The organism is Streptomyces sp. NBC_01363 (assembly GCF_026340595.1).
Taxonomy (GTDB): Bacteria; Actinomycetota; Actinomycetes; order Streptomycetales; family Streptomycetaceae; genus Streptomyces.
The window spans coordinates 2275438-2290030 of sequence record NZ_JAPEPF010000001.1; the positions used below are offsets into that span (position 1 = coordinate 2275438).

The following is a 14593-nucleotide window of genomic DNA, read 5'->3' on the forward strand; positions in this document are numbered from 1 at the left end:
ACATGGGCGACGCGAAGGCCGAGGAGAAGCAGCCGGTGAAGCGGCGGCGGGGGGCGGCGCGCGGCCGGATTCTCGACGCCGCCGCGCGCCGGTTCTACGCCGACGGCGTGGCGGCGACGGGCATCGACACGATCACGGCCGAGGCCGGCGTCGCGAAGATGAGCCTCTACAACAACTTCGACTCCAAGGCCGACCTCGTCTGCGCCTACCTCCAGGCCAGGCACGAGGAGTGGCTCGACCTCTACCGGCGACGCCTGGCCGGTGCGCAGGGACCGGCAGCGGCCGTACTGGCCGTCTTCGACGCCTACGCCGACCATGCCGATCTCGCCTACGAGCACGGCTTCCGGGGCTGCGGACTGCTCAACGCCGCCGCCGAACTGCCCACCGGGCACGAGGGCCGGACCGTGGTCCGCCACCACAAGGAGCAGGTCGAGAGCCTGCTCGCCGCCCACCTCCAGGAGCTGCTGCCGGGCCAGGCGGAGAAGGCCCGGGTCACGGCGGAGCACCTGGCGTTCCTGCTCGAAGGGGCCATCGTGCGCGCGGGCCTCGAAGGCGACGCCGTACGCATGCGGCGCGCCCGGGACCTGGCGGCCTCCCTGGTGGGCGCCCTGTGAGCCGGCCGGCCGGGCGTGCCGCCGGACCGGGCCTCGGCGCGCTCGCGGTCCTGCTGGCCTCGGTGCTCTGGGGCACCACGGGCACCGCGGCCACCTTCGCGCCCCAGGTCGGCCCGCTGGCGATCGGCGCCGCCGCGATGGGCCTGGGCGGCCTGCTCCAGGCACTGCTGGCCGGACGCCGCATCGCACGGGGCCGCGCGGCGCTGCGGGCGCAGTGGCGGATCGTGCTCGTCGGGGGAGCGGGCGTGGCGCTGTATCCGCTCGCGTTCTACACCTCCATGCACCTGGCCGGTGTCGCGGTCGGCACGGTCGTCTCCATCGGCTCCGCCCCGCTGGCGTCGGCCCTGATCGAGCGGCTCGCCGACGGCCGGCGCCTGTCCCGGAGATGGATGACGGGAGCCGCCCTGGGGCTGGCCGGCACGGTGCTGCTGTGTGCGGCCGAGGCCGCGCAGGCCGGCAGCGGAGCGGGCACGGGCTCCGCCCGGCAGACCGTCGTGGGCGTGGGCCTCGGGCTGGTCGCGGGCGTCACCTACGCCGTGTACGCGTGGGCGGCGCACCGCCTCATCACCCGCGGCATCGGCTCGCGGGCGGCCATGGGGGCGGTGTTCGGCCTCGGCGGGCTGATGCTCGTACCGGTCCTGCTGGCCACCGGCGCGCCGCTGGTCGCCTCCTGGACGAACGCGGGCGTCGGGCTCTACATGGCGCTGGTGCCCATGTTCGCCGGGTACGTCCTGTTCGGCTTCGGCCTGTCCCGCATCCCGGTCTCCACCGCGACGACCCTGTCCCTGCTGGAGCCCGCCGTGGCGGCCGTCTTCGCGGTCCTGGTCGTCGGCGAGCACCTCCCCGCCCTCGGCTGGACCGGCATCGCCCTCGTCATCGCCTGCCTCGGCGTACTGACCGCCCCGTCCCGGCCCGTCCGCGTACGCGGGGGCGCGGCGGCCTCCCCGGCCCCGGCCACCGCTCCGGCCCGACCCGCTCCTACCCCTCCAGGAACACCGGATTGGTGAGCGCCGCCAGTGCCCCCGGCAGCCCCGGCACCGTCGCCGGATGGCGGACCTCGGCCCGTACGTAGGCGGCGTAGGCCGGAGTCGTGCGCCATTCCACCGTCCCCGTGCCCGACTCGGGCAGCGCGGCCGTGAACAGCGTGCCCTGGTCGGTGACGAAGTGCGCGGTGCAGCCGGGCGCCCCGGTCACCTCCAGCCGCACGGTGACCGGGGTGTCGTCCCCGTCCACCCGCAGCCGCTCACCGATCCCGGCGTGCAGCCCGCGCCCGCCGGAGACGCCGAAGGAGAGCGTGACGGCGGAGGACTCCGCGATGTACGAGTGCCCGGCCCGGATCCCGGCCACGATCGCCTCGCGCGACAGTTCGTCGGCGAGGACGACGGTCTGCGGCAGCCCCACCACGTCCGGCTCCCGGTGCGCATCGCTGTTGCCCATCGCCGCGACCCACGGCTTCGACCAACGGACGGCGGCGACCAGGGAGTTGTCCCACTCGGCGAGAGCGATCTCGTCCTCCGGGGAGTACGCCCCGTTCCACACCTCCACCGCGTCCGCCTCGCCGAAGCCGAACTTCCAGTGGCAGCCGATGCAGGTGGCGTGCGGATGAGCGGGCACGACCAGGCCACCGGCCTTGCGCACGGCCTTGGCGTAGTGGCCGAACCGGTTGTCGCGGGCCCGGTAGCGCCAGTCCACGAACGTGCCCGGGTCGGTGGCCACCGCGAGCACATGCCCGTTGCGGGTGGTGATCTCCTCGCCGGTGAGGACGAGCAGGTCGTCACCCCACAGCCCGCCCCACGCCCCGTGCGCGGAGTAGGTGTTGTGCTCGCTGCTGTTGATGAAGTCGAGCCCGGCCGCACGCGCGGCGGCGGCGATCTCGGCGGGGGTGCGTCTGCCGTCCGAGTGCGTGGAGTGGAGGTGGCAGTCCCCCCGGTACCAGGCCCGTCCGCGCCCCTTCGCACGCTCCGGCGGGTACCCGGGCTCCGGCGTGGACCCGGCGGGCCCGAAGCGCAGGGTGATCGTCACCTCGTACGGCAGCCCCTCGGGGGCGACGGTGTAGGGGCCGAGCGCGATGTTCCACGTGCCGGCCCGGACCAGCCCGGCGATGTAGCCGGGCGTCGCCTCGTCCGCCCGGATGAAGAAGCTGCCGCGCGCCCCGCCGGACCACCCCCGGAACCCGCGCCCGCCCAGCGCGGTGCCGCGCTCGTCGAAGATGCCGATGTCGAGGGCGTTGCCCTGCGTCCCGGCCGGCACGGGTGTCCTCTCGTACGCGTACGAGACGGCGATCTCCCGTACCCCGCGCGGCACTTCGACCGGCAGGTACACGAAGTCGGGCGACCCGGTCGGCAGGGTGCCGCGCACGGTCCTGGTCCGGTCCGGGCCGTCCTCACCCTCGTTGCCGCCGTTCGGGGGCGCGGCGTCGGCGAAGCTCACAGTGCCCAACGTCAGAGCGGTGGCGGCCGTCCCGACGAGAAGGCCGCGCCTGGCCATCGGGTGGCCATGAGCGGAATGCGATGCGGACATGCGAAGGGCTCCCCTGGTGTCGTGAGCGGCAAGGCGTGAGCGAGCGGGACGGAACGACGCGCACCCGAAACCCTGGCGGCCGGCGGTGAACTCCGGACGAACGCCGGGATACCTGAACGGGCCGGCCCCTCAACTCCCTGATTCCCCGATTTCCCCGACTTCCCGCATGCTCGGCTTTCCGCACCGCACGGCATACGTTGGGTTCTCGTCCCTCACCGGATCACGACGGAGGTGTCCTCATATGCGGATCGCCACAACGATCTTCCTCACCGATGAGACGATCACGCCGCTGCGGCTCGCCCGCGAGCTCGAACAGCGCGGCTTCGACGGGCTCTATCTGCCCGAGCACACCCACATCCCGGTGAGCAGGGACACCCCCTACCCGGCGGGCGGCGAACTCCCGTCCGAGTACGGCCGCACCCTGGATCCCTTCGTCGCTCTCGCCCAGGCCGCCGCTGTCACCGAACGCCTCGCGCTGGGCACCGGCATCACGCTCGTCGCCCAGCACGACCCGATCGACCTGGCCAAGCAGGCCGCCACCCTCGACCATCTCTCCGGTGGCCGGTTCACGCTGGGCGTCGGCTACGGCTGGAACGTCGAGGAGGCCGCGGACCACGGGGTCGACTGGCCCGCCCGCCGCGACCTCGTCCGCGACCGGCTGGCCCTGATGCGCGCCCTGTGGGCGGACGAACCCACGGCATACGAGGGCGAGTTCGGCTCGGTCCGGGCCAGCTACGCGTACCCGAAGCCGGTCCAGGCGCCCCGCGGCCCGGTGAACGGCCCCCGCACCCTGATCGGCGGCGCGGCGGGTCCGAAGCTGTTCGCCCACATCGCGCAGTACGCCGACGGCTGGCTCCCCATCGGCGGCCGGGGCCTGACCGAATCCGTACCGAAGCTCCGCGAGGCATGGAAGGAGGCGGGCCGCGACCCGGAACACCTCCAGGTCGTCCCGTACGCGGTGCTGCCCAGCGCGGGGAAGCTCGCGCACTACGCGGACCTGGGCATCGAGGAGATCGTCCTGCAACTGCCCCCGGCGGGCGAGGCGGAGGTGCTGCGGGCACTCGACGGCTACGCGGAGCACCTCTGAGCGACGGATGCCCGCACCTCTCAGGGATGGTTGCGGGTGCAACCATTTGCCCGGAATCGGCATCTTCCTGGGTTAAGGATCAAATAGTCGGTGAGCCCGGGAGTGGATCAGGATGAACAGGCCGTTGCGGCACATAGCCATATTCTGCGGGCTGCTGGTGTTGGGGCTGCTGCTGCGGGCGAACTGGATCCAGTATGTCAAGAGCGAGCCCCTGGCCACTCACGAGAAGAACCGACGGGTGAAGATCGCCCAGTTCGCCACCCCGCGCGGCGACATCGTCGTCGGCAGCGACGCGATCACCGGTTCCAAGGCGGTCGACGGAACGGACTTCAAGTACCGGCGGACCTTCAAGCAGGGTCCGATGTACGCCCCCGTCACCGGATACGCCTCCCAGGCGCAGGGCATGTCCCTCCTGGAGAAGACGTACGACAGCATCCTCAGCGGCCAGGACGACCGGTTCGCGTTCCGGCACGCCAAGGACATCATCACCGGCGAGCAGCGGCGCGGCGGTGATGTGATCACCACGATCGACCCGAAGGCGCAGAAGGCCGGTTACAAGGGGCTGACCGACCTCGGTGCGCGGGGCGCGGTCGTCGCGCTGGATCCGAGCACGGGGAAGGTCCTGGCCCTCGTCTCCACCCCTTCGTACGATCCGTCGGTCTTCGCCGGGAACTCGTTCAAGGAAGGAGACAAGTTCCAGGCGCTCGTCAAGGACAAGAGCAAGCCGCTGGCCAACCGCCCGCTGCGGGAGACCTTCCCGCCCGGTTCGACGTTCAAGATCCTCACGGCGGCCGCGGCCCTGGAGAACGGCGTGGTCACCGACGTCGACGCGGCATCCGACGCCGTCTCCCCGTACCCCCTGCCGCTCTCCACGAACAAGATCGGCAGCGAGGCCGGCGACGCGGTGTGCAACAAGGCGTCCATGAAGACCGCGATGCAGTACTCCTGCAACAACGTATTCCTCGACGCGGCGTCCAAGGTCGGTGCCGAGAAGATGCGGGAGACCGCCGAGAAGTTCGGCTTCAACGCCGATGTGTACTCCGACGAGTTCGGCGACATGCTCGCCACCAAGAGCCTCTACCCGAACAAACTGGACAAGCCCGGAACGGCGCTGACGGGCATGGGGCAGGGCAGCCTCACCAGCACGCCGATGCAGATGGCGATGGTGACGGCCGCCCTCGCCAACGACGGCAAGCTGATGCAGCCGTACATCGTCGACGAGCTGCGCGGCCCCGACGTGTCGGTCCTGGAGAAGAACGAACCGAAGCTCAAGAGCCAGGCCGTGTCCGAGGAGACGGCGAAGAAGGTCCAGGAAATGATGGAGTTCACGGCCAAGGAGGGCAGCGCCAAGCGGGCCCTGATCGACGGTGTCACGGTCGGCGGCAAGACCGGCACGGCGCAGCGCGGCGTCAACGTGAACGACGAGGTGCCGTACGGCTGGTTCGTCTCGTACGGCAAGGCCGACGGCAAGTCGGTGGCGGTCGCGGTGTTCATCGACCCGACGGACATGGACATCTCCCGATCGGACATCTCCGGTGGCCGGCTGGGTGCGCCGATCGCGAAGAGCGTGATGAAGGCGGTGCTGGGCAAGTAGCCCCCTGGGACACGTGTGCGATCATCGTGTGCACTCTTCTTTACGAGTCGCACACATCTTGCTTGTGTCCCGGGCCGTCCCGCGTTCGCGCGTCGTTCGCGCGTCGTTCGTGAAGCCCCGGCAGAAGCGCACACTTCACCGGTCCGGGGGGAACGGAATGCCCAACTACCCACGCACGGCGGCGAGATCCGAGAGATCGGCGGGATCGGCGGCGTACGCGGCGCTACTGCTCGCGCTGTCGGTCCTGCTCTCGCTGCTGATACCCGCGACCGCCGCGCAGGCGTACGCCCCCACGGCGGCGGCCGGCGCCCCGGCCGATGCTCCGGCCGACGAGGACTGTGCAGCCCTGCCGCTCTCCGGCTTCGGCGAGGCCGCCCCGGCCGAGGGCAAGCCGACGATCCCGGGCGACGGCACGGCCTGCTTCACGTTCACGGCCGGGGCCGCCGGGCTGCACAAGGTCGTGCTCGTCGGCGGCGCCGACGCCAGCACGTACACCCATGTCTACGACGGCGAGACGGAGATCGACTGCTACGACCCCGAGTGGGGCGCCGGCTGGTGCCGACTGCCCCGCTCGGGCGACTTCACGCTCCGGCTGTTCAACGACTGGTCCGAGCCGAGCAGGCCCACCGTCGCCGTCGTCCCCCTCGCCACCACCGAGGGCTGCGCGCCCGAGATCGGCACGTCCTGGGACACCGCACCCGTCGTCGGCTCGGCGGCCGGGCCGACGGCCATCCAGTGCCAGCCGTTCGCGGGCAAGCCGGGTGAGCGGATCACCAACAAGATCAGTCCGTCCGCGTACGGCCAGAGCCTGTCGTGGATCACCGACGAGACCGGCGCCCGGATCTGCCCGCACTTCAACGAGGACGACAGCGAGGGCTGCGTACTGCCCGGCGACGGCCCGTACCGGGTCCTCTCGCAGGTCAGCGAGGCCGAGCACGGCTTCCCCGCCGGGTACACCCTCGCCGTCCGCCGCATCTCCGACCCGGCCGGCTGCACCCACCCGGCGCTGAACGGATACAACTCCGGCCCCACGGCCGCCGATCCGGTCCACGGATGCCGGACCTTCACCGCCCCGGCCGCCGGACGCTACGACGCGTACGCCGTCCACGACGGCGTACGGTCCGTGCTCGCCGTGTACGACCGGGAGGGCAGGACCGTCTGCGCGACCTGGGACGTCTGCTCCCTCCCCGCCGCAGGTGACTACACCGTCTTCACCGACGCCCCCACCCTCGTCATCGACCACTCCGCCACCACCGGCTGCGAGCCGGTCGAACTCGGCGTGCACCATTCCGGGTTCGCCGTCGGCGGCGAGATCGACTGCCTGTCGCTGCCGCTCCCCGAGGGCGCCCGGCTGGCGGTGCTGCGGGCATTCAACGGGCCCGCACCACGTCCCGAGGCGACCGTGGTCGACGCCGACGGCATCCAGCGGTGCGGCACGTCCCAGCTCTCGGCCGGGACCTGCGGACTCACCGGCAAGGCCCCGTTCCGGGCCCTGGTCTCCACCACCAGCGAGTCGAACCCGACCGGCCCGTACACCCTCGCCCTGCACCGCACCGACGCGGCGAGCGACTGCCCGGCCGTCCCGGCGGGCGACTTCACCGCGACCGGCCCCGCCGCCCGCGTCGTCACCGGGAACGGCGTTTTCTCGAACTGCCTGAGCATCCCGGCCGACGACCACAGCACCCAGGAGAACATCCAGTTCCGGGCGGCACCGGGCACCACGGCCCTCGCCGGGTTCACCGTCCTGGACGTCCAGGGCAAGCAGATCTGCTCGGCCGGCCTCGACAGCTGGACGACCTGCGCGCTGACCCCGGGCGTCGCCCACACCGTGCTGGTCACCGGCCGCGACACCCCCGCCGAGTACATCCTGGCCCGCCGCGACGTCACCGCGACCGCCAAGGGCTGCACCGCGAACCCGGCGACGAAGCCCGGAGGCCCGTCCACCGGCGGCACCATGGGCGCCCCGGGCGAGCTGCGCTGCCGCCAGGTCACCACCGCCGACGCCAAGGACACCCTGCACATCGACGTCCGCGACCCGCTCGGCACCGCCAACGTGGTGGTGTACGGCGCCGACGGCACCCCGCACTGCAACAAGAACCAGGCGTGCGCCGTCACCGGCTCCACCCACTACCAGGTCCTGGTCACCGTCCCCGTGACGCTGAAGGCCCCCGACTCGTACCGCTTCGACGCCCTGCGCATCGCGGGCCCGGACGGACCGGCCGCCGAGTGCGAGAAGGTCGCGAGCATCGCGTACGGCTACGGCCCGGTCACCGGCACCCTCGACGAGGAGCACACCGCCGTCTGCGCGGCGCTGCCCACCGCGTACAGCGACCGCTTCACGATGGACATCAGCGACACGACGGGTGCCACCGATACGGCGGTGCCCGCGCTGTACGACCCGAGCCTCGACAACGGCTGCGTACGCGGCACCCCCGGCGGCTACCGGTGCTCGGTGATCGAGTCGTACTCCCGGGAGCTCACCCCGAGCATCCTGGTCCTCTCCCTGCCGGAGAAGGCCTCGCAGACCTCCTACCGGGCCGAGGCGGTCTGCCCGGGGCTCTGCGGCATGGAGCGGGTGACCGTCACGAAGCTCACCCCGTCCACCGGCGCCTCCGGCGCGCGGACGACGGTCACGGTCACCGGCACGGCCCTGCACGAGGACCACCGCCTCGTGCTGCGGAACTCCGGCCGGGAGATCACCGGGACCACGGTCTCCGTCTCGCCCGACCGCCGTACCCTGACCGCGGAGCTGGACCTGACCGGGGCGGCCGAGGGCGCCTGGGGCGCGAGCGTCATCACCCACAACGGCGGGGAGTACGCGCGGGGCAACTTCACCGTCACCTCGGCCCCGCTCCGCAACAGCGCACCGCCGACCATCGGCACCACCGCCCGCGTCGGCGACCGCCTCACCGCGGCCCCCGGCACCTGGGCCCCCGCCCCGACCTCGTACGCCTACCAGTGGAACGCCGACGGGCAGCCGATCACCGGCGCGACCGCCGCCGCGTACACCGTCCCGGTCTCGCTGCTCGGCAAGAAGATCGGCGTCACCGTCACAGCCCGCCGCACCGGCACGGCGGACGTCCCGGCCACCTTGGCGGCGCTCACGGTCGCCAAGGGCGCGGCGCCCAGGGTGACGACCACTCCGAACATCACCGGCACCGTGAAGGTCGGCGCCAAGCTGACCACCACGAACGGCAGTTGGATGCCGTCCGCCACCTCCTACGGCTACCAGTGGAAGGCCGACGGCAAGGCGATCAAGGGCGCGACGGCATCGACGTACACCGTCCCGGCGTCGCTGCTCGGCAAGTACCTCACCATCACCGTCACGGCCCACCGCACCGGTCACGCCGACGGTTCTGCGACGCCCGCCTCGGTGAAGGTCGCCAAGGGCAGCGCGCCCAAGGCCACCAAGCAGCCCACGATCTCCGGCACCGCGAAGGTGGGCCGCACCCTCAAGGCCGCCCACGGCACCTGGACTCCCGCCCCGACCTCGTACGGCTACCAGTGGTACGCGAACGGCAAGGCGATCTCCGGCGCGACCAAGTCCTCGTTGACGCTCAAGTCCGCCCAGCGCGGCAAGAAGATCACCGTGAAGGTGACCGCCCGCCGCACCGGCCACGCCAGTGGTACCGCCATCAGCAAGGCGACCAAGGCGGTTGCCCGCTGACGTAGTCGAGCTGAACGCAAGGGCCGGGCGACCCGCACCAGACGGTGCGGCGCCCGGCCTTTGCGCGTACGGGCGCCCGGCCTTCGCGGCCCGTTGCCGAACGTCAGTGGGGCATCAGTGGAGCATCAGCGGGATTGGTCATCATGGGGCCGCCGCGATCGTCGGCCCAGGTGGGCGCAGATCGCGGTGGCGTGGTTGCGAGGAAACTTCATGGCCCCCCCCGCCACGAATGCCTCACATACGCGCCGTCCGGAATGTGACATTCAGAGAGGGAACGTTGAGAGCAAAGATCGCCAAAATCGCGGCGGCCACACTGCTGGCCGTCGGCTCCGCTGCCGTGATCGTCGCCACCGCCTCCGCCTCGGAGGACACCGACATCCCCGTCCCGGCATCGAGCGTTTCAGGGCAACCGGAGGAACCCGCCCCCAGCCTGACCGAGTCGCCCCGTTCCACCCTCGCCCCGGAACCGGGCAGCACCACGGCAGCACCTCCGGAGCCGGGCAGCACCACAACGCCGCCCCCGGACCAGAGCAGGACAACGGGACCGCCCCCGGAACCGGGCCAGACCACGACACCGCCCCCGGAGCAGGGCGAGTCACCGGAACAGCCGTCGCAGGGCTACAGCGGAGCGGCGAGTTTCTTCAGCTCCGACGGGATGCCGGGGGCGTGCGGCCAAGTCATCAGGGACAGCGAATTCGTTGTTGCGCTCGACCACCGCATGTTCGGATCCGGGTCATCCCAGTCCTCTCAGTGCGGAAGGAAGGTCGTGGTCACGCACAACGGAAAGTCCATAACCGCGACCGTCCTTGACGCAAACCCGACTTCGGAAATGTATGGCCTCGATCTGACGCGCGCCGCGTACCAGGAGCTCGCCTCCCTCGACCAGGGGACGATCGACATCACCTGGCGATTCGTGGAGTAGTCGGCTCACTCTTGAGCAGAGGTTTTCGGTAGGTCTCACGCGGCGGGACCCGGTCGGCCGGGTCCCGCCGTGCGCATTTCGGGGTGGCCGGAATCTCCCGGGCTTCGCTGCGGCCGGTCGCGCCGCCATGGCCCGGGACGTGGCGTCGGCAGCTTGCGGACTGAGTGCGCCGACCGCGAAGAGCGCGATGCAGGCTTTGCCGGGGAAGTGACCAGCGGCGCAGCGACATCGCTATGGAAGATATGCGCTGAATGCCTTCTTTGCACCCGACCGGTCCCGTGGTGTCACGCCCTGGGCCTGCCCGAAATGACAGGTATGGGGCCCATCGGTACGTTCGCCGCAGGTCGGCCGTCAGGCCGGCGTCTCTGAGACGGAGAGAAGCGACATGCCTACGCGTACCTTCACTGTGGCCGCCGCCGTAGTCGGCACAGCGGTCCTTGCCACTGGCATCACCTATGCCTCGACTGACGGATTCACCCAGTCCGAACCGGCCGCCGTGCGGGCTGCTCAGCCCGCTCACCGGGCCGAGCAGCCCGCCCACCGGGCCGCCCCGCCCGCCCGGCAGGTTGCCCCCGCTCCGGCCCCCCTCGGCAGCGACAGCGGAACGGAGGGCAAGGGGGACAAGGGAGACAAGGGGGACAACGGTGGCGACCGCGAGGGCTCGGACCGCGGAGGGCGCGACGACGAGGGCTCCGACCGGGGCGGGCGCGACGACGAAGGCGGCGGCCGGGGCGGGCGCGACGACGAGGGCGGCGACCGGGGCGGGCGTGACCGCGGCTACGACCGGAAGAGGGAGGAGAGGATCTTCTTCAACGAACGGGAGTACTCCGCCTATCCGGGGGGCTGCGTCCCCGCGGCCAGCGGGCTGGGTTCGAGCAGCTTCAGCATCTACAACGACAGCCGGTATGCGGTCGAGGTCTTTCGGGGGTTCGCCTGTGACGGCGGTTCTCCGGTCGCCACGGTCGGCCCCCACGGCAGCACCTACGGTGTCGTGACTCCTAACGTCCGAGGCGGCGGGTTCATCGACAACGGCGTCGCGGGCAGCTTCCGGGTGATCGGCCGCTACGAGGAGTGGTGACGGGCCGGAGCACCGCGAGACACGGGAAGCGGCGGGCCGGGAACGCTCAGCTCCCGGACAGCAGCGTCGGCAGCTTGCGCATGTCGTCGAAGACCACGGTGTCCGGGCCTTCCAGCCAGTGCGCCGGGGTCAGCCCGCCCGCGTAGCCGAAGGCTCGCATCCCGGCTGAACGGGCGGCCTGCACCCCGTACTTGCTGTCCTCGACGACCACACAGGCGGCGGGCTCGACCCCCATCCGCCGGGCCGCGTGAAGGAAGAGATCGGGGGCGGGCTTTCCGCGTGCGACCTCGGTGGCGCTGAAGATGCGTCCCTCGAAGTGCGCGTAGAGCCCGGTGTGGCCCAGGGTGTGGCGCATCTTGTCGTGGCTGCCGCTGGAGGCCACGCAGGTGGGGAGCGTGAGGGCGGCCAGCGCTTCGTGGATGCCCTCCACCGCGACGAGTTCGGTCTCGACCGCGTCGTGGTGGAGGGCCTCGAAGCGCTGCTGCCAGGCGGCGGACGTGCCGGGCAGCCGGGCGTCGACCAGGGCTCCGATGGACTTGTTCGACCGGCCCACGAACTTCTCGACGACCTCCTCCGCCGTCAGCGGCCACCCCAGCTCGGCGCCCACCTGGACCTGGATGCGTACGGCGATGCGTTCGCTGTCGACGAGCACGCCGTCGCAGTCGAATATGACGAGTTCAGGGGTGGTGATCATCCGGTCAGGATAGGAAACGGGGCGTGGGCGGCGTCGGCTGCGCAGTCGTGGCAGTCGCCCGGGACGGGGGAGCGGAAGGCGCGGTCGCAGCGGTCGCAGTTCTGGAGCGGGACTGCGGGCATGTCCGGGGTCGGCGGGGGTGGCAGAAGAGCCGTGAGGCGGTGCCGGAGGAGCTTGGCGGGGTGCTTGAGGGGCTGGGGGAGGTCGTGGGTGAGGGCGTGCCGGAGGGCGGCGGGTGTGGCGCCGCGCTCGAACCAGGTGGCGGCAGCGGGGGCGAGAAGGATGACGTCCTTCTCGGCGAGGTGGATCTGGGGCGCGTGGCGGGGGAGATCGGTGAGCAGCGCGGTGGCGGCGCGGATGAGCTGGGGAAGCTCCTTGCGCGGCTGGGGGAGCGGCGGGGGCGGGGCCTTGGCGGGTGCGGGTGACGGTGCCGGTTCGGGGGTTGGTGCGGGGGCTGGGCGGCTGGGCTGGCGGCGCGGTTTGGGGGCCGGGGCCGGGTGGCGTTGTGCGGTGCCGGACGGCTGGTTGTAGGAGCAAGTGCGCGTGACGACACGTCCGTTGGGAAGCCGCTCGCGGGTACGGCTCAGGTAGCCGTGGGCCTCCAGTTCGCGTAACGCGGCGGCGATACGGGCCTCGCTGTCGGGGAAGCGTTCGGCGAGCGTCTTGATGCCGATCCGCGCCCCGGCGGGAAGCGACTGGATGTACGTCGAGAGCCCGATCGCGAGCAGGGAGAGCTCGCGGTGCTGGGCGAGATGGTTGCCGATGACGGTGAAGCGGCTGGTGTGCCGGGAGTTGATGTGCATGACACCGGACGTCGGCGTGGCGCCGCCGCGAACGGGAGACGGGGCGCGCGAGGGCGCGCTAACCTGCTGTGTATCCATCGGGAAGCCCTTTACTTCCTCGGTGGTCAGGCCCTCGTTCGGGATCGTGACTCCCGGCCGGGGGCCGACGCATGTATGGGGGTTGTCGCGGCGAGCATATGCCAGCCAATAGCCCCGAAATCCAGCTCAGTTCGCGAACCTCACCCGTGCGAGTGACGGGCCCCTGTACGTGGCTGGGGGAGGGGTTGGGTTGGGAAAGTTTCTTCTTCCCAAAGCCTTTAAAAGCCTTTTTACGTCGGGGCCCGCCGCGTCGCGGTCCCCCGGGTCGCGGCGCACCGGGTCGCGGCTGTCGCGATCCGGTGCGGGACCGGGCGAACGGGGGCTGACCTGGTGCGATCAGCCCTGACGGGCGTACGTGACGAAGGCGGACCAGGTGGCGGGGGCTACGCCGAGGTGGGGGCCCTGGGTGTCCTTGGAGTCGCGGATGTGGATGGTGGTGGGGCAGGTCGCGACCTCGACGCAGTTGCCCCCCTCGCCGGTGCTGTAGCTGCTCTTGCGCCAGTCGTAGGCGACCTCGATGCAGGCGCCGCCCTCGCCGCTGCTGTAGCTGCTCTTGAACCAGTGCAGTTGCTCGGTGTTCATAGCTCTCCCAGCATCTTCTCGATCAGCATCAGGGACTCCCTCGGGGTGAGAGCCTGCGACCGGATGATCCCATAGCGTTCGCTGAACACGCGGACCTCGTCCGGGTCGGTGATCAAGCGTGGATGACCGTACGCCTCCGTGTACGCGACCTGCTGGCGCCCCTTGGGGGTGAGCATGATGAACGAGACGTCCAGGCTGGGGTGCTCCTCGCGGTTGGTCGGCATGACCTGGAGAGTCACCGTGCGCATCTGTCCAATGCGCAGCAGCTGCCGCAACTGGCGGCCATGGGCCGCTCTCCCGCCGATCGGGCGTTGCAGAACAACCTCCTCCAGCACGTATGTCATCGTCGGCGCTGGCCAGCGCTCGAAGATCCGCTGGCGGTCCAGCCGGTCGGCGACTCGCTTCTCGATCGTCTCCTCATCCAGGAAAGGCTGACGTTGAGTGAAGATGGAGCGCGCGTACTCCTCGGTCTGGAGCAGCCCCGGAACCGCCTGGTTGCTGTAGTCGTGCAGCGCAAGCGCCTCCGCCTCCACCCGCGCGTAGTTCCGAAACCAGTCCGGATGACGGGTCCGCGCCCGCGCCAGCGCCTCCCGTACCTCGTCGACGGCGGCACACAGCACCCCGCACCCGCCGAGGAGTGGGTCCACGCGAATCAGGAACTCCGGCTGCGGCGTACGTACGCCCCGCTCCATCGCCGAGATCAGGTCTTCCCCGCAGTGGGCCGCGAGACCCAGGTCCTTCTGGCTCAGGCCCGCGCGTTCGCGCAGCACCTTGATCTGTTTGCCCAGTGCTTTGAAGAGGTGCGCCGTTCCATCCGATTCGGCCGGCCGCTCCGGCCTTTCTTCGCGTTCCGCGTTCGCCATCTGCCCCGCACCGCTCTCTGTCCGCCCGGTCACGGCCGACGCCCCGTACAGCCGACCGGGCGTGCCCGTACGGCTACTCGGCGTCGTGGTG

General features: G+C 71.2%; 12 protein-coding genes. 7 read left to right on the forward strand and 5 right to left on the reverse strand.

Annotated elements, in window-relative coordinates; translation table 11 throughout:
- The first annotated feature begins 2 nt into the window (after window positions 1-2).
- Both OG611_RS10675 and OG611_RS10680 read left to right on the forward strand, forming a co-directional pair.
- Window positions 3-614: a TetR/AcrR family transcriptional regulator gene (locus tag OG611_RS10675; protein WP_266418048.1), complete on the forward strand. Its 612-nt coding sequence runs from the start codon at window positions 3-5 to the stop codon at window positions 612-614.
- Complete coding sequence (locus OG611_RS10680) at window positions 611-1621, forward strand: DMT family transporter (protein WP_266418050.1); 1011 nt, start codon at window positions 611-613, stop codon at window positions 1619-1621. The genes OG611_RS10675 and OG611_RS10680 overlap by 4 nt, the downstream gene beginning before the upstream one ends.
- Here the strand turns inward: OG611_RS10680 and OG611_RS10685 are convergent.
- Window positions 1593-3134, reverse strand: coding sequence for a CehA/McbA family metallohydrolase (locus OG611_RS10685; protein ID WP_266418052.1), 1542 nt, complete (start codon window positions 3132-3134; stop codon window positions 1593-1595). The two genes, OG611_RS10680 and OG611_RS10685, sit on opposite strands and share 29 nt — an antisense overlap.
- Window positions 3135-3375: 241 nt before the next feature.
- On the opposite strand from OG611_RS10685, the gene OG611_RS10690 reads away from it, so the two are divergent.
- The 5 genes from OG611_RS10690 to OG611_RS10710 all read left to right on the forward strand — a co-directional run bounded on the left by OG611_RS10690 (window position 3376) and on the right by OG611_RS10710 (window position 11482).
- Window positions 3376-4221, forward strand: coding sequence for an LLM class F420-dependent oxidoreductase (locus tag OG611_RS10690; RefSeq protein WP_266418054.1), 846 nt, complete (start codon window positions 3376-3378; stop codon window positions 4219-4221).
- 112 nt (window positions 4222-4333) lie between these two features.
- Window positions 4334-5815, forward strand: coding sequence for a penicillin-binding protein 2 (locus OG611_RS10695; protein WP_266418056.1), 1482 nt, complete (start codon window positions 4334-4336; stop codon window positions 5813-5815).
- A 157-nt stretch (window positions 5816-5972) separates the two neighbouring features.
- Complete coding sequence (locus OG611_RS10700; protein ID WP_266418058.1) at window positions 5973-9482, forward strand: hypothetical protein; 3510 nt, start codon at window positions 5973-5975, stop codon at window positions 9480-9482.
- A gap of 277 nt (window positions 9483-9759) precedes the next feature.
- On the forward strand, window positions 9760-10404 hold the full coding sequence (locus tag OG611_RS10705) for an RlpA-like double-psi beta-barrel domain-containing protein (protein WP_266418060.1): 645 nt from the start codon (window positions 9760-9762) through the stop codon (window positions 10402-10404).
- Between the two features lie 385 nt (window positions 10405-10789).
- Window positions 10790-11482: a hypothetical protein gene (locus tag OG611_RS10710; protein WP_266418062.1), complete on the forward strand. Its 693-nt coding sequence runs from the start codon at window positions 10790-10792 to the stop codon at window positions 11480-11482.
- Between the two features lie 46 nt (window positions 11483-11528).
- Here OG611_RS10710 and OG611_RS10715 read toward each other — a convergent pair whose 3' ends face one another.
- From OG611_RS10715 to OG611_RS10730, 4 genes are all read right to left on the reverse strand, one after another.
- Window positions 11529-12176, reverse strand: coding sequence for an HAD family phosphatase (locus OG611_RS10715; protein WP_266418064.1), 648 nt, complete (start codon window positions 12174-12176; stop codon window positions 11529-11531).
- The gene (locus tag OG611_RS10720) at window positions 12173-13057 is read right to left on the reverse strand and encodes a helix-turn-helix domain-containing protein (RefSeq protein WP_266418066.1); all 885 of its coding nucleotides are present in this window, start codon (window positions 13055-13057) and stop codon (window positions 12173-12175) included. The genes OG611_RS10715 and OG611_RS10720 overlap by 4 nt, the downstream gene beginning before the upstream one ends.
- A gap of 336 nt (window positions 13058-13393) precedes the next feature.
- Window positions 13394-13639 carry a DUF397 domain-containing protein gene (locus OG611_RS10725; RefSeq protein ID WP_266418068.1) on the reverse strand — a complete coding sequence of 82 codons (246 nt, stop codon included), beginning with the start codon at window positions 13637-13639 and terminating at the stop codon, window positions 13394-13396.
- Window positions 13636-14502, reverse strand: a complete 867-nt coding sequence (locus OG611_RS10730) for a helix-turn-helix transcriptional regulator (protein ID WP_266425737.1) — start codon at window positions 14500-14502, stop codon at window positions 13636-13638. Before OG611_RS10730 ends, OG611_RS10725 begins: the two co-directional genes overlap by 4 nt.
- Window positions 14503-14593: the final 91 nt, after the last annotated feature.

Bases quoted from the DNA above. Each gene is read 5' to 3' on its own strand.
- OG611_RS10700 (WP_266418058.1), top strand. From the start codon at position 5,973: ATGCCCAACTACCCACGCACGGCGGCGAGATCCGAGAGATCGGCGGGA.
- OG611_RS10730 (WP_266425737.1), bottom strand. From the start codon at position 14,502: ATGGCGAACGCGGAACGCGAAGAAAGGCCGGAGCGGCCGGCCGAATCG.
- OG611_RS10675 (WP_266418048.1), top strand. From the start codon at position 3: ATGGGCGACGCGAAGGCCGAGGAGAAGCAGCCGGTGAAGCGGCGGCGG.
- OG611_RS10710 (WP_266418062.1), top strand. From the start codon at position 10,790: ATGCCTACGCGTACCTTCACTGTGGCCGCCGCCGTAGTCGGCACAGCG.
- OG611_RS10685 (WP_266418052.1), bottom strand. From the start codon at position 3,134: ATGTCCGCATCGCATTCCGCTCATGGCCACCCGATGGCCAGGCGCGGC.
- OG611_RS10690 (WP_266418054.1), top strand. From the start codon at position 3,376: ATGCGGATCGCCACAACGATCTTCCTCACCGATGAGACGATCACGCCG.
- OG611_RS10725 (WP_266418068.1), bottom strand. From the start codon at position 13,639: ATGAACACCGAGCAACTGCACTGGTTCAAGAGCAGCTACAGCAGCGGC.
- OG611_RS10715 (WP_266418064.1), bottom strand. From the start codon at position 12,176: ATGATCACCACCCCTGAACTCGTCATATTCGACTGCGACGGCGTGCTC.
- OG611_RS10720 (WP_266418066.1), bottom strand. From the start codon at position 13,057: ATGGATACACAGCAGGTTAGCGCGCCCTCGCGCGCCCCGTCTCCCGTT.
- OG611_RS10695 (WP_266418056.1), top strand. From the start codon at position 4,334: ATGAACAGGCCGTTGCGGCACATAGCCATATTCTGCGGGCTGCTGGTG.